A 17,576-nucleotide genomic window follows, 5' to 3' on the forward strand; every position below is an offset into this window, starting at 1 on the left:
CGGAAAATAGGGTTCCAGACGCGCCATCTGCGCGTCGCTCAGCCAGTAAAGATCAGACATGTCACCGCTCTGTTTTCAGGCGGTGAATCACGATGCTCGGCTGAAATCAATGGGTCCTGACCCTAGCCAAACCCAGCCATTTTTTGTTACCGCAGCGAACGGCAGAAAAGTCCCGCACCGCCACCGTCCGGCATGGCTGCTACGAAGGGCCGGTTCTGAACGGCACCGAGGTTCATGAGCAATACCATTCGGCACGTCGCAGCCGGATGCGAAAGTACGGCGCGTCTCGGTTGGCGCGGCATGGGCCACCAATCCGGTATGGGCGCGGCATCGCGGCGCGAATTCGCCAGCACGCCGAAACGGAAGGACGGTTTCACAACGCCTCCAGCAGTGCCCGCGTGGGCCAGGCATCGGCCGGAAGGCCGAGCCGTATCTGTTCGCGCTGCACCGCCTCGCGGGTCTTGGCGCCGAGGATGCCGTCGATCCCGCCCACGTCATGCCCGCGCGCCTTGAGCTTGCGTTGCAGCGCCTCCATCTGCGCGCCCGAGAGCCCCGGATCGGGATTGCCCGCGTCATAGACCGGCGCGCCCGACAGCCGCGTGGCGAAATAGGCCGCCGTGGTGACATAGACGAAGCTCTTGTTCCATTCGAAATAGACCCGGAAATTCGGATAGGCGAGGAAGGCCGGCCCCTTGCGCCCCTGCGGCAGCAGGAGCGATGCGGGCAGGTTCCCCACGGGCAGTGCGGCGCTGCGCCCCCGCACCCCCATCCGGGCCCAGTCCGACACGGCGAACTGCCGGTCGAGGCCGGATTTGCGCCAGTCCAGGTCGCGCGGCACGACGACCTCTTGCAGCCACGGCTCGCCCGCGCGCCAGCCCAGGTTGCGCAGCATGTTGGCGCCGGTCATCAGCGCATCCGCGGCGCTGGTCTTGGGGCGCACATGGCCGTCGCCATCGCCGTCGATGCCCAGGTTCAGCAGATCCTCGGGCAGCATCTGCACCTGGCCGATCTCCCCCGCCCAGGCACCGGTGGTGCGCGCAGGGTCGAAATCGCCGCTCTCGTAGAGCGTCAGCGCCGCGAATATCTGTGGCCGGAACAGCGCCGGGCGGCGGCAGTCATGCGCCAGCGTCGCCAGCGCGTTCAGCGTGTTGAAATCGCCCTGCACGGCGCCGTAATCGGTCTCCAGCGCCCAGAATGCCAGCAGCACGCCGCGCGGCACGCCGAAGCGCCGCTCGATCGCATTGAAGACCGCATCGTGGCGCCGGGCGTTCCGGCGGCCGCGCTCCATCCGGTTCGCGCTGATCACCCGGCGCGAGAAATCCAGGAAGGACATCCGGAAAATGCCCTGCGACCGGTCCGCGCGGATCACTGCGGGATCGCGGCGCACGCCCGAGAAAAATCGTTCCGCCGTGGCCCTCGCATGGCCGCGCGCGACCGCCTCGGCCTTCAGTTCCGACACGAAACGGCCGAAATCCCCGCCGCATTTGCCCTCCGCATGGACGGGCGCGCCGGCGATCAGAAGGGTGGCGAGACAGGGCAGGAGGCGCATGGATACTCTCCGGACAGGGACACTGCCGGGCAGCTTAGCGCCGCCTCGCGCACAGGCAACCGCCAAGCCCGTGCGCAGCAAAAAGGGGCGGAGATGCGCCCGCCCCTTCTTCTTGCTTCAAGTATCCCCGCCGGAGGCTCCCTTGGTCCGCCACGGGCGCGCCTTGAGGGTCAGTTCACCTCGAACTGCAAGGGGCGCACGGACTGGAAGAGCCCGGTATCGCCGAGCGCCTTGAGCACCGGCGCTGGCGGCTGTTCGTCGAGATAAAGCAGCGCGATCGCGTCGGCCCCGACCGACGAGCGGCCCAGGGTGAAATTCGCGATGTTGACGCCCCCCTCGCCCATCGTCTTGCCCAGCGCGCCGATGATGCCGGGCACGTCGCGGTTGGTCGTATAGAGCATATGCGGCCCGATCTCGGCGTCGATGGTGATGCCCTTGATCTGAATGAAGCGCGGCTTGCCGTCGGAAAAGACCGTGCCCGCGATCGAGCGTTCCCGGTCCTCGGTGACGACGGTCAGCTTGATATAGGCGTCAAAGACGCCGGTCTTCTCCTGTGTGGTGGTGGACACCTCGATGCCGCGGTCGCGGGCCACGACCGGGGCCGAGACCATGTTGAGATCGGGATTGGTGGCACGCATGATGCCGGCCACCGCCGCGGCGTTGAGCGCCTCGGTGTTCATCTCCGCGACCGAGCCGTTATAGAGCAGGTTGATCGCCTTGATCGGCTCGTCGGTGAGCTGCCCCACGAAGGCGCCCAGATGCCCGGCCAGCTTGACCCAGGGCGTCAGGCGCGGCGCCTCCTCGGCGCTGATCGAGGGCATGTTGATGGCATTCGACACCGCTCCCTTGAGCAGGTAGTCCGACATCTGCTCGGCCACCTGGAGCGCCACGTTCTCCTGCGCCTCGGTGGTGGCGGCGCCCAGATGCGGGGTGCAGACGACATTGGGCAGCCCGAAGAGCGGGCTGTTGGTCGCGGGCTCCACCTCGAAGACGTCGAAGCCCGCACCCGCCACATGGCCCGAACGGATTGCCTCGGCCAGCGCGGCCTCGTCCACCAGTCCGCCGCGCGCGCAGTTGATGATGCGCACGCCGGGCTTGGTGCGCACCAGCGCGTCGGCGTCCAGGATGCCGCGGGTCTTGTCGGTCAGCGGCACGTGGAGCGTGATGAAATCGGCGCGCGCTAGCAGGTCGTCGAGTTCCACCTTCTCCACGCCCAGTTTCGCCGCGCGCTCCTCGCCGAGGAACGGATCGTAGGCGATAACCTTCATCTTCAGCCCCTGCGCACGGTTGCAGACGATGGAGCCGATATTGCCGGCACCGATCACGCCCAGGGTCTTGGCGGTCAACTCGACGCCCATGAAGCGCGACTTCTCCCATTTCCCTGCATGTGTGGAGGCATTGGCCTCCGGGATCTGGCGTGCCACCGCCATCATCAGGCTGATCGCGTGCTCGGCGGTGGTGATCGAGTTGCCGAAGGGCGTGTTCATCACGATGACGCCCTTCTTGGACGCGGCCGACAGGTCGACGTTGTCGACGCCGATTCCGGCGCGACCGACGACCTTCAGGTTGTCCGCGCGCGCGAGCAGTTTTTCCGTCACCTTGGTGGCGGAGCGGATCGCGAGCCCGTCATAGCGGCCGATCACTTCGGCCAGCCGGTCCTTGTCCTTGCCCAGGCCGGGTTCGAAATCCACGGCGATGCCGCGGTCGCGGAAAATCTGGACGGCGGTTTCCGACAGCTTGTCGGAGACGAGTACTCTGGGTGCCATGTCTGTGGTCCTTGCAGGAATGTTCTGAGCGGCGGGGCGGGCGGCGGCACGCCCCGCGGGGTGGATCTGCGTCCGTCCGGGCTGCGGGCCCGGCGGCTCAGGCGGCTTGCGAGGTGGCCGCGATCTCGGCGCTGAAGGCCCAGTCGATCCAGGGCATCAATGCCTGAAGATCGGACTCCTCCACCGTTGCACCGCACCAGATGCGCAGGCCCGGCGGCGCGTCGCGGTAGGCGCCGATATCGAAGGCCACGCCCTCGGCCTCCAGGCGTTTGGCGACCGCCTTGGCAAAGGCCGCACCGTCGCCGATGCGCGGATCGGTGAATTTCAGGCAGACCGAGGTGTTGGACCGCGTCTCGGGCGCCTCGGCCAGGAAGGCGATCCAGTCATGCGCCGCGACGAAGCCTTGCACCACCGCCAGGTTGCGGTTGGCGCGTTCGCGCAGCCCTTCCAGCCCGCCGACCGAGCGTGCCCAGTCGAGCGCCAGCAGGTAATCCTCCACCGCGAGCATCGAGGGCGTGTTGATCGTCGCGCCCTCGAAGAAGCCCTCGATCAGCTTGCCGCTCTTGGTGAGGCGGAAAATCTTGGGCAGGGGCCAGGGCGGTGTGTAGCTTTCAAGGCGCTCGACGGCGCGGGGACTGAGCACGATCATGCCATGCGCGGCCTCGCCGCCCAGCACCTTCTGCCAGGAAAAGGTCGTCGCATCCAGCTTGTCCCAGGGCAGGCGCTGCGCGAAGGCCGCCGATGTCGCGTCGCAGATCGTCAGTCCGCCGCGCCCGGCGGGGATGAAGTCGCCATTGGGCACCCGCACGCCCGAGGTGGTGCCGTTCCAGGTGAAGACCACGTCGCGGTTGAAATCCACCGCCGAGAGGTCGGGCAGGTGGCCGTAATCGGCCTCATGCACCCGCGCGTCGAGCCGGAGCTGCTTGACCGCGTCGGTCACCCAGCCGGCCCCGAAGCTTTCCCAGGCCAGCATCTCGACCGGGCGCTCGCCCAGCAGGTTCCACATCGCCATTTCCACCGCCCCGGTATCGGAAGCGGGCACGATGCCGATGCGGTGGTCATCGGGAATGCCGAGAATTTCGCGCGTACCGTCGATCGCGGCCTTGAGCCGGGCCTTGCCGACCGCGGCGCGGTGCGAACGGCCGAGCGGTGCCTCGGCGAGCCGGTCCAGCGAGAATGTGGGGGGTTTGGCGCAAGGGCCTGAAGAAAAACGCGGGTTTGCCGGCCGCGCGGCCGGGGTCTTGTCATCCGTCATTGGATATCCTTCCAGATATTCGCCCCTCGTTGGGGAGGGGTGTCCCACGGATGGGCATAGGCCTGTTGCGGGGCTGGCGCAAGCGGGAAAACTGCTTTAATGCGTCGCATCGCGCCAGGAATGCGACACGGGGGACCCGGCCAAAATGCCCACCAAGATGGATATGCCATGCAGATCGCCACGCTTCTGAGCAATCCCGCGACGCCGCGTCTCGACGTCGCGCTGGTGGAGGCGCTGCGCAATGCCTGGGGCGGCGGTACGATTGACTGGCTCGCCCCCGATGTCGCGGCGGAGTTCCCGCTGGCGGCCGTGCCGGAAAATCGCTGGGACGTCTGGGAGAACCTGCAGGCTCAGGGTGTGGACCTGGTTGTCCAGCCCGCCGAGGGACGGCGCAAGCGGCTGCTGCTGGCGGATATGGACAGCACCATGATCGGCCAGGAATGCATCGACGAACTGGCCGTGGAGGCCGGCGTCGGCGCGCATGTGGCCGGGATCACGGCGCGGGCGATGTGCGGCGAGCTCGATTTCGAGGCCGCGCTGCTGGAGCGCGTGGCCCTGCTGGCGGGGCTGGAGGAGGCCGCGATCGGACGCGTGCTGGAGCGGCGGATCACGCTCACGCCGGGCGGGCCGGAATTGCTGGCGACGATGCGCGCGGCGGGGGCGCATACCGCGCTCGTCTCCGGCGGGTTCACCGCCTTCACCGGCCACGTCGCGGCGCGGTTGGGCTTCCACGAGCATCGCGCCAACCGACTGGAGATCGCGGAAGGCCGGCTGACCGGGGATGTCGCCCGCCCGATCCTGGGCCGTGACGCCAAGCTGGCGGCGCTGCGCGAGATCTCCGCCCGGTTGGGTCTTGCGCATGCCGAGGTCATGGCGGTGGGGGACGGCGCGAACGATCTGGCCATGCTGGAGGCGGCCGGCGCGGGCGTCGCGCTCCATGCCAAGCCCGCCGTCGCTGCGCAATGCGACATCCGGATCAATCACGGCGATCTGACGGCGCTGCTCTATATCCAGGGCTATGCCCGCAGCGATTTCGCCGCGCCCTGAGCGGACGCGGCCCGCCAGCGGCGCGTGCCGCGCCAGGTCTTTGTTCTGCGCCCTGGCGGGCGCGTGCCTCCGGCGGGAATATTTCAACCAGAGCAAGCCGGGGGTCAATGCGCGGCGATCAGGGCCTGGAAGCGGTGCATGTAGGCGCGGCGCACCTCGGCCGGCGGGCGCAGGGTGATGCGCAGGCTCTCGGTCAGCGCGGTGCGCGGGCGGCCGAAGAAGCGGTTGGCCTCGGCCTGGCTGAAGCCCGCGATCTGGGTCGCCTCCAGCCAGGCGGAGATGCGGTCGGCGCGCTTGATCTGTTTCTTGACCGCGGCCGGCAGGCTTGCGGGCAGCCCGAAGCGCAGGTGGATCGCCGCGGTCAGGCGCGCGTCGAGTTCGCCATAGCCGGGTCCGATGGCGGCCTTCACCGGGCTGATCATGTCGCCGATGACGTATTCCGGCGCGTCGTGGAGCAGCGCCGCCAGCCGCCAGCGCACCGGGGCGGCGGGGGCGAGGCGGGTGAATATCTGTTCCACCAGCAGAGAATGTTCGGCCACGGAATAGGGATGATCCCCCCAGGTCTGTCCGTTCCAGCGCGCCACGAATGCAAGGCCGTGGGCGATATCCTCGATCTCGATATCGACCGGCGTGGGGTCGAGCAGGTCGAGTCGCCGGCCCGAGAGCATGCGTTGCCAGGCACGGGGTTCCTTGGGCATGGGCGGCCATCCGTCTCATGGAGCAGTCGGTTGCGCCCTGCCTAACCCCATGACACGCGCCTGTAAATCCGCCCGTGCATACCTGTTCACATCCGCGTGTGCGGGTTTGCTTTGGAGCGCGGGGCCGCAGTGCCGATATGTGAAATACAGGCAAACAGAAAAGGAGACTGCCATGTTCAAGCGTATCTTCACCGCTGCTATGGTGTTCGGTATCGCCGCGACCGCCCCGCCGGCGCTGGCGCAAATGTCCTGCGGCTACCGTGAGCGAATCGTGGAGCGCCTCTCGGGGCATTTCGCGGAGGAACTGACCGCCGCCGGGTTGCAGAGCGAAACCCAGTATATCGAGATCTGGAGCGCCCCGGAGAGCGGCACGTTCACTGTGCTGATGACCCGGCCCGACGGGATCTCCTGCGTCATCGCCGCCGGCACGAACTGGCACCAGAAACCGGCGACCCCGGTGCCGACCGATACACCCAGCTGACCACCGCCCCGCGGGAGTTGCCGTCACGGGGGCGCAGTGCTAAGTGCCCTTGAACCGATTGCATCGTGACGGAGCCCCCGGATGGCCAAGGACTATATCGTAAAAGACATCGCGCTTGCCGAGTTCGGCCGCAAGGAGCTGGACATCGCCGAAACGGAAATGCCGGGCCTCATGGCGCTGCGCGAGGAATACGGCGCGGCCAAGCCGCTCAAGGGCGCGCGGATCGCGGGCTCGCTGCATATGACGATCCAGACCGCCGTGCTGATCGAGACGCTTGTGGAGCTGGGGGCGGATGTGCGCTGGGCGTCGTGCAACATCTATTCCACCCAGGACCATGCCGCGGCGGCGATCGCGGCAGGCGGCACGCCGGTCTTCGCCATCAAGGGCGAGACGCTGGAGGAATACTGGGACTATGCCGACCGCATCTTCCAGTTTCCCGAGGGCGGCGCGAACATGATCCTCGACGATGGCGGCGATGCGACGCTCTATATCCTGATGGGCGCCCGCGTCGAGGAGGGCGAGACCGACCTGATCGAGACGCCCACCAGCGAGGAGGAGGAGGCGCTTTTCGCGCAGATCCGCAAGCGCATGGCCGAAAGCCCCGGCTGGTTCGTGAAACAGCGCCACATGATCAGGGGCGTCTCGGAGGAGACCACCACCGGCGTTCACCGGCTCTACAAGATGATGGAGAAGGGGCAACTGCCGTTTCCGGCCATCAACGTCAATGACAGTGTCACCAAGTCGAAATTCGACAACAAGTACGGCTGCAAGGAAAGCCTGGTGGACGGCATCCGCCGCGCAACCGACACGATGATGGCCGGCAAGGTCGCCGTGGTCTGCGGCTATGGCGACGTGGGCAAGGGCTCGGCCGCGAGCCTGCGCGGTGCGGGCGCGCGGGTGAAGGTGACCGAGGTCGATCCGATCTGCGCGCTGCAGGCGGCGATGGACGGGTTCGAGGTGGTGCTGCTGGAGGACGTGGTCCGCGACGCGGATATCTTCATCACCACCACCGGCAACAAGGACGTGATCCGCATCGAGCATATGCGCGAGATGAAGGACATGGCGATCGTCGGCAATATCGGCCATTTCGACAATGAGATTCAGGTGGCCGCGCTGAAGAACCACAAATGGACCAACATCAAGGACCAGGTGGACATGATCGAGTTGCCTTCGGGCAACCGGATGATCCTGCTCAGCCAGGGACGGCTCCTGAACCTCGGCAACGCCACCGGGCATCCGTCCTTCGTGATGAGCGCCTCCTTCACCAACCAGGTGCTGGCGCAGATCGAGCTGTTCACGCGGGGCGATACCTATCGCAACGAGGTCTATGTGCTGCCCAAGCACCTGGACGAGAAGGTGGCCAGCCTGCATCTGGCTAAGGTCGGCGCCAGGCTCACGAAATTGTCCGCCGAACAGGCCGACTATATCGGTGTCGGCCCGGATGGCCCGTTCAAGGCCGACCAGTACCGCTACTGAGGCAGGCATGCCCGCCACCGGCGCCCGTGCCTGCGCCGGTGGCAGAAATGCAACGATCACGCAGCGGTGGCGAATCGTGATCCAGATCAAAGTTTCCGGTCCCGTTTGGTGATCTTGATGCCGGCGATCGGCGCGCCGAACGACTCGCGCGTCGGAGGGACAAGGTAACTGATGGAGACCAGTGAAATGGCACAGACAAAAAGGCTTCTCGCGCATGTATCCGCCGTGGCGCTTGCGGCGACCGCCCTGACGGCGGCGCCGGCTGCGGCGCAAGGACTGCTCGGCGCGGCGCAGAAAGGGTCCTTCGGGGCTGGCGGCTTCTCGCGCTACGTGCCGCCGGTGACGCATCCGACGCTGAACGAGACCCCGTTCATCACCACCGAACTCAAGCCGATCTACGCCTATCACGAGATCCCCAGCGACTTCCTGACCGGCGGTGGCGAGGTGAACGTGATCGCGGCGCAGATCCGCTATGCCTTCAGCGACCGGCTGGGCCTGATCGCGACGACCGACGGCTACAGCGACCTGAATTTCGACGGCGTGCTGACCGATACGGACGGTTTCAACGATCTCACCGCGGGCCTGAAATACGCGATCTACAGCAACCCGTCGGATGGCGAGATCGTTACGGTCGGCGCGCGTTATACTCTGCCGGTGGGCAATATCGACACCAACTCGCCGCTGGGCAATATCGAGTTGAACGGCACCGGCAACGGCTATCTGGATCTCTTCGCTTCGGGCGCCAAGCTCTATGAAGGCGGCACGCAGGTGCAGGGCTCCATCGGGGTGCAGATTGCCATGTCGAACGACAACTGGAGCTACGTGCACGCCCATGTCCATGTGGACCACGAGATCGCGCCGGGCTTCTTCCCGCTGCTGGAAGCCAACGCCATCATCCCGATCGACGGCGGCAACCGGATCCCCGCGGGTCCGCTGGACAACCTGACCGGCGCCGATCTCTTCGACATCGGGGCGGACGATCCGGACGAGACGCTGACCGTTGCGGCAGGTTTCCGCTATCGCTTCTCCGAGAACGCGATCTTCGGCCTGGCGGCCGAGAAGAACCTGATCGAAAACGATATCAACGGCGTTCCGGGCAGCGAGTCCTCGGTCTTCGATTGGCGCCTGACCACCGACCTGACGATCCATTTCTGAGATCGGCCTGCCTTGCGGGCAAGGACAGGCGCGTCCCTGCGGGGCGCGCCTTTTTCCTTTGTCAGGCCGGTGCGGCCCGACTATTGTTTCCGCACCGTGCTGCCCGTCGGGATTAGTGTGACGACAAGAGTAACCGTCGGGCGTCCGACAAAGTGGGAGAATTCCTTATGGGTAAGAGAGACGATTTGATCGCAAGATACGCGGATGATTTGCGCAACAAATGCGGGATACAGCCGGATATGGCTCTGCTGACCAAGGTCACGATTGGCTGTGGTCCGGCGATTTACGATGCCGATGCCTCGACGGTCGCCGCCGGCCAGCCGGGCGAGATCGAGACCGTGAAGAACAATTTCCTGATCAAGAAATTGGGCCTGTCAGACGGGCCGCAACTCGACGCGGCGATCAATCAGGCGATCGAGACCTACGGCCGCTCGGAACCCAACAAGTACCGCGCCGTGATCTATTACATGCTGACCAGACATTTCGGCAAGGAAGCCGTCTACGGCTGACCCCGGCGGCGCTGCGGAAACGAAAGCCGTCCACCGATCGGCGGGCGGTTTTCTTTATGATGCGTTAACGCACTGTAGTTGAACGGTATTTTGCGTATTGCGACATTGCCAGACCCGCCGGGTTCGGGCTAGTGTCTTCCTACTGGCCAGGATGGCCGGGACGCTTTTCAACACGTGTGGTGCCAGAGTGGGAGCACGTGGGGTGTGGAGGGTCCCGGGGGGTCGGGGCCCTCCATTTTATCTCGGGGCATGCTGCCGCGTATCACTCGTCGGGTGCATCGGAAATGCAATCGTTCCCGGATCGCTCGCGATCCTTTGCCTGCATTCGATTTCAATGATGCGGGTTGTCGTTCGGGGCGACTATGTCACGCTGTCACGCCAGCTCGCCCAGCGCGCACACGATCCGCCATTCCTCCGGCTTGACCGGTTGCACCGACAGGCGGGTGTTGTTGACCAGCACCATGTCCGACAGCCGCGGGTCGGATTTGCACGTCTCCAGCGTCACCGGCTGCGGCAGGCTTTCCACCGCCTTTATGTCCACGCATTCCCAGCGCGCGTCACCGGTGGTGCTGTCGGGATGCGCCTCGGCGATGACCTCGACGATGCCCACGACGGCCTTCTCGGTCTGCGAATGGTAGAAGAAGCCACGGTCGCCGACCGCCATTTCGCGCATGAAATTGCGGGCCTGGTAGTTGCGCACGCCGTCCCATTCCTCGCCCGCGTCGCCCTTGGCGAGCTGGTCCTGCCAGCTCCAGGTCGAGGGTTCGGATTTGAAGAGCCAGTAAGCCATCAGAGCACCTTCTTCCATTCCATCAGGCTGACGCTCTCGAACAGCCCGGCATTGGCATAGGGGTCGGCCTCGGCCCAGGCTTCGGCCGCGGCCATGTCGGGCACGTCAAGAATGACGAGCGAGCCGCACATCTGCCCGTCGGCATCGAGGAACGGGCCGGCCTGCGCGACCACGCCGGTCTTCTCGATATGGGCGAGATGCGCGTCGCGGTTGGCCTTGCGCACTTCCAGATGGCCGGGCTTGTCGCGGGCGATCAGGGCTACCAGCATCAGTCTTCCTCCTTCAGCGGGCGGGCGAGCAGGGCCGCCACCGCCGCGTCGATTGTCAGTTTCTCTTCCAGGACGGCAGATACCATGCGGGTGATCGGCATGTCGATTGCGCGCGCCTCGGCCAGCGCGGTGACAGCGCGCGCGGTGGCCTTGCCTTCCACCGTCTTTCCGGGGTCGAACGCCTCGCCCCGGCCCAGCGCGTGACCGAAGGAGAAGTTGCGCGATTGCAGCGAAGTGCAGGTCAGCGCCAGGTCGCCAAAGCCCGAGAGCCCCGCCAGCGTACCGGGGTCCGCGCCCAGCGCCGTCGCGAGGCGCACCATTTCGGCATAGCCGCGGGTCATCAGCGCGGCGCGCGCGCTGTCGCCCAGTTCGGCGCCGATGACGATGCCGCAGGCGATGGCGATGACGTTCTTGAGCGCCCCGCCCAGTTCCGCCCCGGTCACGTCCGTCACCCGGTAGAGCCGCAGCGACTGCGTCGAAAGCTCCGCCTGCAACTTGCGCCCCAGGCCTGCGTCCGCGCAGGCCAGCGTCAGCGCGGTGGGCAGGCCGCGGGCGATGTCGCTGGCGAAACTCGGCCCGGTCAGCACGGCGACGGCGGCATCCGGCACCAGTTCCGCCGCGACCTGGCTGGGCCTGAGCCCGGTGTCAAGCTCCACCCCCTTGCAGCAGAGCACCAGCACCCGGCCCGATAGTGCGGCGCCGTGCTGGCCGAGGAAACCGCGCAGCTTCTGCGTCGGAACCGAGACCAGCACGGTCTGGCCCGGATCGGGGTTAAGCGTCTCCACCGGGCCGATCGTGTCGGGCAGCGCGATGCCTGGCAGCGCGCGGACGTTCTGGCGCGAGTGGGTCATCTCGCGGACCTGCGCCGCATCGCGGGCCCAGAGCCGCACGACGCCGCCCTCCGCCGCCAGCGACACCGCCAGCGCGGTTCCGAACGCGCCTGCGCCTGCAATCGTCACGCTCATGCCTTGGCTCCTTTCCTGCCCGATCCCAGAAGCGCCGGAGCAGCCCCATCGAGCGGCCAGCGCGGTCGTGCCGCCAGGTCGAACCCGTCGCGGTGCCCGGCGCGGAACAGCTCCAGCCCCGCCCAGGCGATCATCGCCGCGTTATCGGTGCAGAGCGCCAGCGGCGGGGCCAGGAATGGCACGCCCTCTGCCTCCGCCAGGCTGCTCAGCGCCGCACGGATCGCGGCATTGGCCGCGACCCCGCCCGCCACCGCGAACCCCGTCAGCCCGGTGCATTGGTCCAGCGCCCGGCGGGATTTTTCCGCCAGCACGTCGCGCAGCGCGGCCTGGAACCCGGCGCAGAGATCGCGCCGGTCGGCTTCGTAGAGCCCGCCCTGTTCGGCGATCAACGCGTCGCGGGCGCGCAGCAGCGCCGTCTTGAGGCCCGAGAATGACATGTCGCAGCCGGGTCGGTCCAGAAGCGGCCGCGGGAAGGAGAAGCGCGCGGGATCGCCGCCGCGCGCGGTGCGTTCCACCGCCGGGCCGCCGGGCTGCGGCAGGCCCAGCAGCCGCGCCGTCTTGTCGAACGCCTCGCCCGGCGCGTCGTCGATCGTGCCGCCCAGCCGGGTGAAGGCGTCGCAGCCCTCCACCAGCAGGAACTGGCAATGCCCGCCCGAGACGAGCAGCGCCAGATAGGGAAAATCAAGCCCGTCGGTCAGCCGCGGCGTCAGCGCGTGACCCGCCAGGTGGTTGACCCCGACCAGCGGCAGCCCGGCCCCGGCGGCGATCCCCTTGGCGCACATCACGCCCGACAGAACGCCGCCGATCAGTCCCGGACCCGCCGTCACCGCCACCGCGTCGATCTCCGCCAGGCCGATGCCCGCCTGCGCCAGCGCCTCCTCCACGCAGATGTCGAGCTTCTCGGCATGGGCGCGCGCCGCGATCTCCGGCACCACGCCGCCGTAATCCGCGTGAAGCGCGGTCTGGCCATGCACCACGGAGGCCAGAATCTCCGGCCGCGCGCCGGCGCGCTGGCGGACGACCGCGGCGGCGGTGTCGTCGCAGCTGCTCTCCAGCCCCAGAATGGTCAGACCGCGCGGCATCGGCTCTCCGGTTGTCAGGTCACGTTCAGGCAGCTACCACCAAGGGGCAGTCCAGACAATCCCGGTGAGCCCTGTGCCCGATCCGCGCCCGATCCTGCTTCTGACCCGCCCGGCGCCGCAGGCGGAACGCTTCGCCGCGCAGGTGGAAGAGCGCTGTCCGGGCCGTTTCGAGATGCTGATCGCCCCGATGATGGAAATCGCACCGGCCGCGGCGGCGCCGTCGTTCGACGGGGTGGATGCGCTGCTCTTTTCCTCCGAGAACGCGGTGCGGATATTCGCGACGCGCTGGGCGCGGCGCGACATCCTGGCCTTCTGCGTTGGCGCGCGCACCGCCCGCGTGGCGCAGATCGCGGGGTTCGAGGCTCACTCCGCCGACGGCTCCGCGCAGAATCTGGCGGATCTGGTGAGCCGCCGCCTGCCCACCGGCGCGCGGCTTCTTCATCCGCGCGGCCGCCACACCACCGGCGGGTTGCTGGACGCCCTGCGCGCGGCCGGTTTCGACGCCGCCGATTGCGTGATCTACGACCAGCACCCGCTTCCGCTCTCGCCTGCGGCGCGGGATGCGCTGGCGGGGCGCCCGCCCGTGCTGGTGCCGATCTTCTCGCCGCGCGCGGCACGGCTTCTGGCGGAAGATCCGGGCGCCACCGGCCCGCATGCCGCCACCGCGCTCTGTCTCAGCGCGGCGGTTGCCGACGTCTTGCCCCAGGGGCTGTTTTCACAGGTGGTCACATCCGACCGCCCGGACGCCGAAGCCATGCTGGCTGCCATCGCTGCATGGAAATGACGCAACCCGCCGACTTGTGACTGATCGGCGGCTCCTCTAAGCTTCGGCCATGTAAACGGTTTTCACAGCCTCGCAGCGATTCTGAGCGAAAGGACAGCCGACGTGGCCCGATCAGGTTCTTCTTCCGGCAAGACCCCACCCCGCAAGACCTCGACCCGCAAGACGGCGGCCTCCGGTCCGGGCGGTGGACCGCGCAGCAAGACCGCCGGAAAGCCGGAGGAAGAGCCAAAGGACGCGACGGCGGCCAAGCCCGCGGAGACGTCGAAGACCGCTGATGAGTCCGCGGCGAAATCCGCAAGCGGGGCCGGGGAGAAGGCGGAGAACGCCGGAAAATCTGCCGGGCCGGAGAAATCCGATACTGCCGGGGCGAAGGATGCCGCGGCCGGGTCCGGGAAACCCACGGAAGCCGCCAAGAGCGATCTGGCGGGAACGGCGCTGGAAAAGGCATTGCATGGCGCCACGTCCAAATCCGAAGCCGCCGCGAAATCCGGGGGCATCAAAGCCGCCAGTGCCACGGTCAAGGATGAGAAGAAGGACGAGAAACCGGCCGCGACCCGGAACGACAATGCGGGCGATGCGACCCCCGCATCGGGCGGATCGGGCGGCGGCGCGTCCGGCGCCAAGGCCGCGCCCACGCCGGCCCCTGAACGCCGCGGCGGGTTCTTCGCGCTGCTGCTGGGCGGGGTCGCCGCTGCCGCTATCGGGTTCGGCATGGCCCGCTATGTGCTGCCCGAAGGCTGGCCGCTGGACATTCGGCAGTCCGGAGAAACCGAGGCCGCCGAGGCCCGCGTGGCGCTGGAGGCCCGCATCTCCGATCTGGAGGAGGCGCTGGCCGCCGCCCGGACCGCCCCGGTCGAGCCCGCCGATACTGCGGCGCTGCAGGCCGATCTCGGCGCCAGGATCGACGAGGCGACCGGCGGGCTGACCGCCGGACTGTCGGACCTGTCGTCGCGGGTGGCCGCGCTGGAAGAGACGCTGGATACGCAGGCTGACCGGCTCGACGCTCTCGAATCCCAGGGGCTGGGCGGCGGCGAGGGCGGGGCGGATGCCGCCGCCGCGCTGGGCGCCTATCGCGAGGAAATGTCGGCGCTGCGCGCGGCGCTCGACGAGCAGCAGGCACAGAATGCCGCGCTGGCCGAGAAGGTCGAAAGCGCCGCCGCCGACGCCGAGGCGCGGATTGCCGAAGCCGAGGCCCGCGTCGCCGATCTTGCCGCTTCGGCCCAGGCCGCGGATGCTGCGGTGGCGATCTCTCGGCTGCGCGCCAATGTTGATGCGGGGCAGCCCTATGCCGCCGCGCTGGACGATCTGGCCAGGGCCGCGCAGTCGGAGCCGCCGGATGTGCTGGCGGCCCATGCGCAGGGCGGGGTCGCGAACATGGCGCAGCTTCGGGCGCGGTTCCCGGATGCCGCGCGCGCCGGGCTCTCCGCCTCGCTCGCGGCCACGGTGGACGACGATGCTGCCTCCCGCGTGATGGCCTTCTTGCGCAGCCAGGTCGGCGCGCGCTCGCTCGACCCGCGGGAGGGCGGCGACCCCGACGCCGTGCTCTCCCGCGCCGAGGCGGCGCTGGATAACGGCGACCTGGGGGCCGCATTGACAGAACTCGACGGGCTTCCCGAAGAGGGACGCGCCGCGATGGCGGGCTGGCTGGATCAGGCCCGCGCCCGGCAAGAGGTGCTCGACGCGCTGAACGGCTTTGCCGCCAGTGTCGGTCAATCCAACTGAGAGGCGCGACGATGCTTTGGTCCCTTGTCAAAATCCTGATCTTCGTGGGTCTCGTGGCGGCGCTCGCGCTGGGCGCCGGTTTCCTGATCGAGACCGGCGGCCATATCGGGATCACCGCGTTCGGCCGCGAGTTCGTTCTGACCCCGCTGGCGGCTGTCATCGCCTTCCTGCTGCTTCTGGTGCTGGTCTGGCTTGGCCTGAAGGTCGCGGGGTTTCTGTTCGCGGTGCTGAAGTTCATCAATGGCGACGAGACCGCCGTGTCGCGCTATTTCGACCGCAATCGCGAGCGCAAGGGTTTCGAGGCGCTGGCCGATGGCATGATGGCGCTTGCCTCGGGCGAGGGGCGCCTGGCCATGAGCAAGGCATCCAAGGCGGAACGCTATCTGGCGCGGCCGGAACTGACCAACCTGCTGACGGCGCAAGCGGCCGAGATGTCGGGCGACCGGCGCAAGGCAGTGGAAACCTACAAGAAGCTTCTGGGCGACGACCGGACGCGCTTTGTCGGTGTGCGCGGACTGATGGAGCAGAAGCTGGCCGAGGGTGACACGGATACCGCGCTCAAGCTGGCGGAGAAGGCCTTTGCCCTGAAGCCCGGCCATACCGAGACGCAGGACACGCTCTTCCGGCTTCAGGCCGACAAGGCCAATTGGGAGGGCGCGCGCCGGACACTGGCCCAGAAGCTAAAGTCGCGCACCCTTCCGCGCGACTTGCACACGCGGCGCGACGCGGTGCTGGCGCTGGCCGAGGCAAAGGCCGATCTGGCCGAGGGCCGGACCGAGAAGGCCACCCAGGCAGTGCTGCAGGCCAACCGGATGTCGCCGGAACTGGTTCCCGCCGCCGTGCTGGCCGCGCGCGCGAAAATCAGCGAGGGATCGGCCCGCGCCGCGGCCAAGATCATCCGCAAGGCCTGGGATTCCGAGCCGCATCCCGACCTCGCCGCCGCCTTTGCCGAGATCAAGCCCGACGAAACCCCGCAGGCGCGTATCAAGCGGTTCCAGGTTCTGCTAAAGGCCAAGCCGGATCATCCCGAAACACGGATGCTGGCCGCCGAACTGGCAATCGCGGCCGAGGACTTCCCGGCCGCGCGGCGCGAGCTTGGCGATCTGCCGCAGACCGATCCCAGCCAGCGTGCGCTGACCATCATGGCCGCGATCGAACGCGGCGAGGGGGCGGAGGACAGCGTCGTAAGCGCCTGGCTGGCGCGCGCGCTCTCGGCACCGCGCGGGCCGCAATGGACCTGCACCCGGTGCAACCATATCCATGCCGCCTGGGCGCCGGCCTGCGAGAATTGCGGCTCCATCGACACGTTGAGCTGGAAGGCGCCGCCGGAGACCGAAACCACTGGCACCGGAGCCGCTCAGATGCTGCCTCTGATCGTCGGTGCGCTCGACAAGCCGGACGCGCCCTATGATCCCGTGGATGAGCCCGAGTCCGACCCCGCCGAACCGGCCGGGGACCCGGCGCCGGAGCCGGGGGAGGATCCGGCCGAGCCGAAGGCAGGAGACGCCGAGCCCGAGGTCGCGGAGGCCGAACTCGTGGAAACCCCGGATGAGGACACGCCCCGGAAGGAGAAAGCCGAAAATTAGGGCTACACCTTTGCGCCGGAACTTGCTAAATGCCCGCGTACTTCGCCATCGGCCGAAGTGGCGCATCGCCACGGGCCGCAGGATGGCCGGGGCCGCTGTAGCTCAGCTGGTAGAGCACGTCATTCGTAATGATGGGGTCGGGGGTTCGAGTCCCTTCAGCGGCACCACTTCTCAAGATAAAAATATTTAATATTAAATATTTACGAGCATAGAGCGCGGTTTAATCCACCTTATCGCCCACCTTTTGGACGCTGGTGGGTGAATCTGTTGCGGCCTTATCTCCCACTTCGCATCTCGCGCCAGCAAATCGCCAGTGTGACCTGCCCCCAAAAAACCGGGCCATTCAAAATGAGAGTTTGTTCTCGTAACGTTCAAAATGACGAGGAGAACAGACGATGCGCAAATCACGTTTCACCGAAGAACAGATTGTCGGGATCCTGCA

At 67.4% G+C, this 17,576-nt stretch carries 16 protein-coding genes and 1 tRNA gene; 9 read left to right on the forward strand and 8 right to left on the reverse strand.

The annotated features are described in order from the left end of the window. Positions 1 to 373: 373 nt before the first annotated feature. From DDZ14_RS18240 to DDZ14_RS18250, 3 genes are all read right to left on the reverse strand, one after another. Positions 374 to 1,549, reverse strand: coding sequence for a lytic murein transglycosylase (locus DDZ14_RS18240; protein ID WP_109426414.1), 1,176 nt, complete (start codon positions 1,547 to 1,549; stop codon positions 374 to 376). A 170-nt stretch (positions 1,550 to 1,719) separates the two neighbouring features. Continuing rightward, complete coding sequence (gene serA / locus DDZ14_RS18245) at positions 1,720 to 3,315, reverse strand: phosphoglycerate dehydrogenase (RefSeq protein WP_109426415.1); 1,596 nt, start codon at positions 3,313 to 3,315, stop codon at positions 1,720 to 1,722. A gap of 97 nt (positions 3,316 to 3,412) precedes the next feature. Further along, positions 3,413 to 4,570 (reverse strand): phosphoserine transaminase, encoded by a 1,158-nt coding sequence (locus DDZ14_RS18250; RefSeq protein WP_109426416.1) that lies wholly within the window; start codon positions 4,568 to 4,570, stop codon positions 3,413 to 3,415. 168 nt (positions 4,571 to 4,738) lie between these two features. Between DDZ14_RS18250 and serB the strand changes: the two genes are divergently transcribed. Continuing rightward, positions 4,739 to 5,617 (forward strand): phosphoserine phosphatase SerB, encoded by an 879-nt coding sequence (serB, locus tag DDZ14_RS18255; protein ID WP_109426417.1) that lies wholly within the window; start codon positions 4,739 to 4,741, stop codon positions 5,615 to 5,617. A gap of 104 nt (positions 5,618 to 5,721) precedes the next feature. Here serB and DDZ14_RS18260 read toward each other — a convergent pair whose 3' ends face one another. Next, positions 5,722 to 6,315: an HD domain-containing protein gene (locus DDZ14_RS18260; protein WP_109426418.1), complete on the reverse strand. Its 594-nt coding sequence runs from the start codon at positions 6,313 to 6,315 to the stop codon at positions 5,722 to 5,724. A 172-nt stretch (positions 6,316 to 6,487) separates the two neighbouring features. Between DDZ14_RS18260 and DDZ14_RS18265 the strand changes: the two genes are divergently transcribed. The 4 genes from DDZ14_RS18265 to DDZ14_RS18280 all read left to right on the forward strand — a co-directional run bounded on the left by DDZ14_RS18265 (position 6,488) and on the right by DDZ14_RS18280 (position 9,936). Further along, positions 6,488 to 6,796: a hypothetical protein gene (locus DDZ14_RS18265; RefSeq protein ID WP_109426419.1), complete on the forward strand. Its 309-nt coding sequence runs from the start codon at positions 6,488 to 6,490 to the stop codon at positions 6,794 to 6,796. Between the two features lie 81 nt (positions 6,797 to 6,877). Further along, the gene (ahcY, locus tag DDZ14_RS18270) at positions 6,878 to 8,272 is read left to right on the forward strand and encodes an adenosylhomocysteinase (protein WP_109426420.1); all 1,395 of its coding nucleotides are present in this window, start codon (positions 6,878 to 6,880) and stop codon (positions 8,270 to 8,272) included. A gap of 186 nt (positions 8,273 to 8,458) precedes the next feature. After that, complete coding sequence (locus DDZ14_RS18275) at positions 8,459 to 9,427, forward strand: hypothetical protein (protein WP_109426421.1); 969 nt, start codon at positions 8,459 to 8,461, stop codon at positions 9,425 to 9,427. A gap of 167 nt (positions 9,428 to 9,594) precedes the next feature. Next, complete coding sequence (locus DDZ14_RS18280) at positions 9,595 to 9,936, forward strand: DUF2853 family protein (RefSeq protein WP_109426422.1); 342 nt, start codon at positions 9,595 to 9,597, stop codon at positions 9,934 to 9,936. A gap of 373 nt (positions 9,937 to 10,309) precedes the next feature. Here the strand turns inward: DDZ14_RS18280 and DDZ14_RS18285 are convergent, their stop codons facing one another. From DDZ14_RS18285 to tsaD, 4 genes are read right to left on the reverse strand one after another with little or no spacing between them, the layout of a single operon-like run. Continuing rightward, positions 10,310 to 10,726: an EVE domain-containing protein gene (locus tag DDZ14_RS18285; protein WP_109426423.1), complete on the reverse strand. Its 417-nt coding sequence runs from the start codon at positions 10,724 to 10,726 to the stop codon at positions 10,310 to 10,312. Then, positions 10,726 to 10,995, reverse strand: coding sequence for a YciI family protein (locus DDZ14_RS18290; RefSeq protein ID WP_109426424.1), 270 nt, complete (start codon positions 10,993 to 10,995; stop codon positions 10,726 to 10,728). The genes DDZ14_RS18285 and DDZ14_RS18290 overlap by 1 nt, the downstream gene beginning before the upstream one ends. Next, positions 10,995 to 11,960 carry an NAD(P)H-dependent glycerol-3-phosphate dehydrogenase gene (locus DDZ14_RS18295; RefSeq protein WP_109426425.1) on the reverse strand — a complete coding sequence of 322 codons (966 nt, stop codon included), beginning with the start codon at positions 11,958 to 11,960 and terminating at the stop codon, positions 10,995 to 10,997. Before DDZ14_RS18295 ends, DDZ14_RS18290 begins: the two co-directional genes overlap by 1 nt. Continuing rightward, entirely contained in the window at positions 11,957 to 13,042 is a 1,086-nt protein-coding gene (gene tsaD / locus DDZ14_RS18300) for a tRNA (adenosine(37)-N6)-threonylcarbamoyltransferase complex transferase subunit TsaD (protein WP_109426426.1), read from the reverse strand. The genes DDZ14_RS18295 and tsaD overlap by 4 nt, the downstream gene beginning before the upstream one ends. 64 nt (positions 13,043 to 13,106) lie before the next feature. Between tsaD and DDZ14_RS18305 the strand changes: the two genes are divergently transcribed. The 4 genes from DDZ14_RS18305 to DDZ14_RS18320 all read left to right on the forward strand — a co-directional run bounded on the left by DDZ14_RS18305 (position 13,107) and on the right by DDZ14_RS18320 (position 17,301). Next, positions 13,107 to 13,826: a uroporphyrinogen-III synthase gene (locus tag DDZ14_RS18305; RefSeq protein ID WP_158275564.1), complete on the forward strand. Its 720-nt coding sequence runs from the start codon at positions 13,107 to 13,109 to the stop codon at positions 13,824 to 13,826. 102 nt (positions 13,827 to 13,928) lie between these two features. Then, positions 13,929 to 15,548, forward strand: coding sequence for a COG4223 family protein (locus DDZ14_RS18310; RefSeq protein WP_109426428.1), 1,620 nt, complete (start codon positions 13,929 to 13,931; stop codon positions 15,546 to 15,548). Positions 15,549 to 15,559: 11 nt separating this feature from the next. After that, the gene (locus DDZ14_RS18315; RefSeq protein WP_109426429.1) at positions 15,560 to 17,134 is read left to right on the forward strand and encodes a heme biosynthesis protein HemY; all 1,575 of its coding nucleotides are present in this window, start codon (positions 15,560 to 15,562) and stop codon (positions 17,132 to 17,134) included. Positions 17,135 to 17,225: 91 nt separating this feature from the next. Next, positions 17,226 to 17,301: transfer RNA gene (locus DDZ14_RS18320), tRNA-Thr, on the forward strand. Positions 17,302 to 17,576: the final 275 nt, after the last annotated feature.

Origin of the sequence: Maritimibacter sp. 55A14, from assembly GCF_003122205.1 — a bacterium.
GTDB lineage: Bacteria > Pseudomonadota > Alphaproteobacteria > Rhodobacterales > Rhodobacteraceae > QEYE01.

Bases quoted from the DNA above. Each gene is read 5' to 3' on its own strand.
- DDZ14_RS18240 (WP_109426414.1), bottom strand. From the start codon at position 1,549: ATGCGCCTCCTGCCCTGTCTCGCCACCCTTCTGATCGCCGGCGCGCCC.
- serA (WP_109426415.1), bottom strand. From the start codon at position 3,315: ATGGCACCCAGAGTACTCGTCTCCGACAAGCTGTCGGAAACCGCCGTC.
- DDZ14_RS18250 (WP_109426416.1), bottom strand. From the start codon at position 4,570: ATGACGGATGACAAGACCCCGGCCGCGCGGCCGGCAAACCCGCGTTTT.
- serB (WP_109426417.1), top strand. From the start codon at position 4,739: ATGCAGATCGCCACGCTTCTGAGCAATCCCGCGACGCCGCGTCTCGAC.
- DDZ14_RS18260 (WP_109426418.1), bottom strand. From the start codon at position 6,315: ATGCCCAAGGAACCCCGTGCCTGGCAACGCATGCTCTCGGGCCGGCGA.
- DDZ14_RS18265 (WP_109426419.1), top strand. From the start codon at position 6,488: ATGTTCAAGCGTATCTTCACCGCTGCTATGGTGTTCGGTATCGCCGCG.
- ahcY (WP_109426420.1), top strand. From the start codon at position 6,878: ATGGCCAAGGACTATATCGTAAAAGACATCGCGCTTGCCGAGTTCGGC.
- DDZ14_RS18275 (WP_109426421.1), top strand. From the start codon at position 8,459: ATGGCACAGACAAAAAGGCTTCTCGCGCATGTATCCGCCGTGGCGCTT.
- DDZ14_RS18280 (WP_109426422.1), top strand. From the start codon at position 9,595: ATGGGTAAGAGAGACGATTTGATCGCAAGATACGCGGATGATTTGCGC.
- DDZ14_RS18285 (WP_109426423.1), bottom strand. From the start codon at position 10,726: ATGGCTTACTGGCTCTTCAAATCCGAACCCTCGACCTGGAGCTGGCAG.
- DDZ14_RS18290 (WP_109426424.1), bottom strand. From the start codon at position 10,995: ATGCTGGTAGCCCTGATCGCCCGCGACAAGCCCGGCCATCTGGAAGTG.
- DDZ14_RS18295 (WP_109426425.1), bottom strand. From the start codon at position 11,960: ATGAGCGTGACGATTGCAGGCGCAGGCGCGTTCGGAACCGCGCTGGCG.
- tsaD (WP_109426426.1), bottom strand. From the start codon at position 13,042: ATGCCGCGCGGTCTGACCATTCTGGGGCTGGAGAGCAGCTGCGACGAC.
- DDZ14_RS18315 (WP_109426429.1), top strand. From the start codon at position 15,560: ATGCTTTGGTCCCTTGTCAAAATCCTGATCTTCGTGGGTCTCGTGGCG.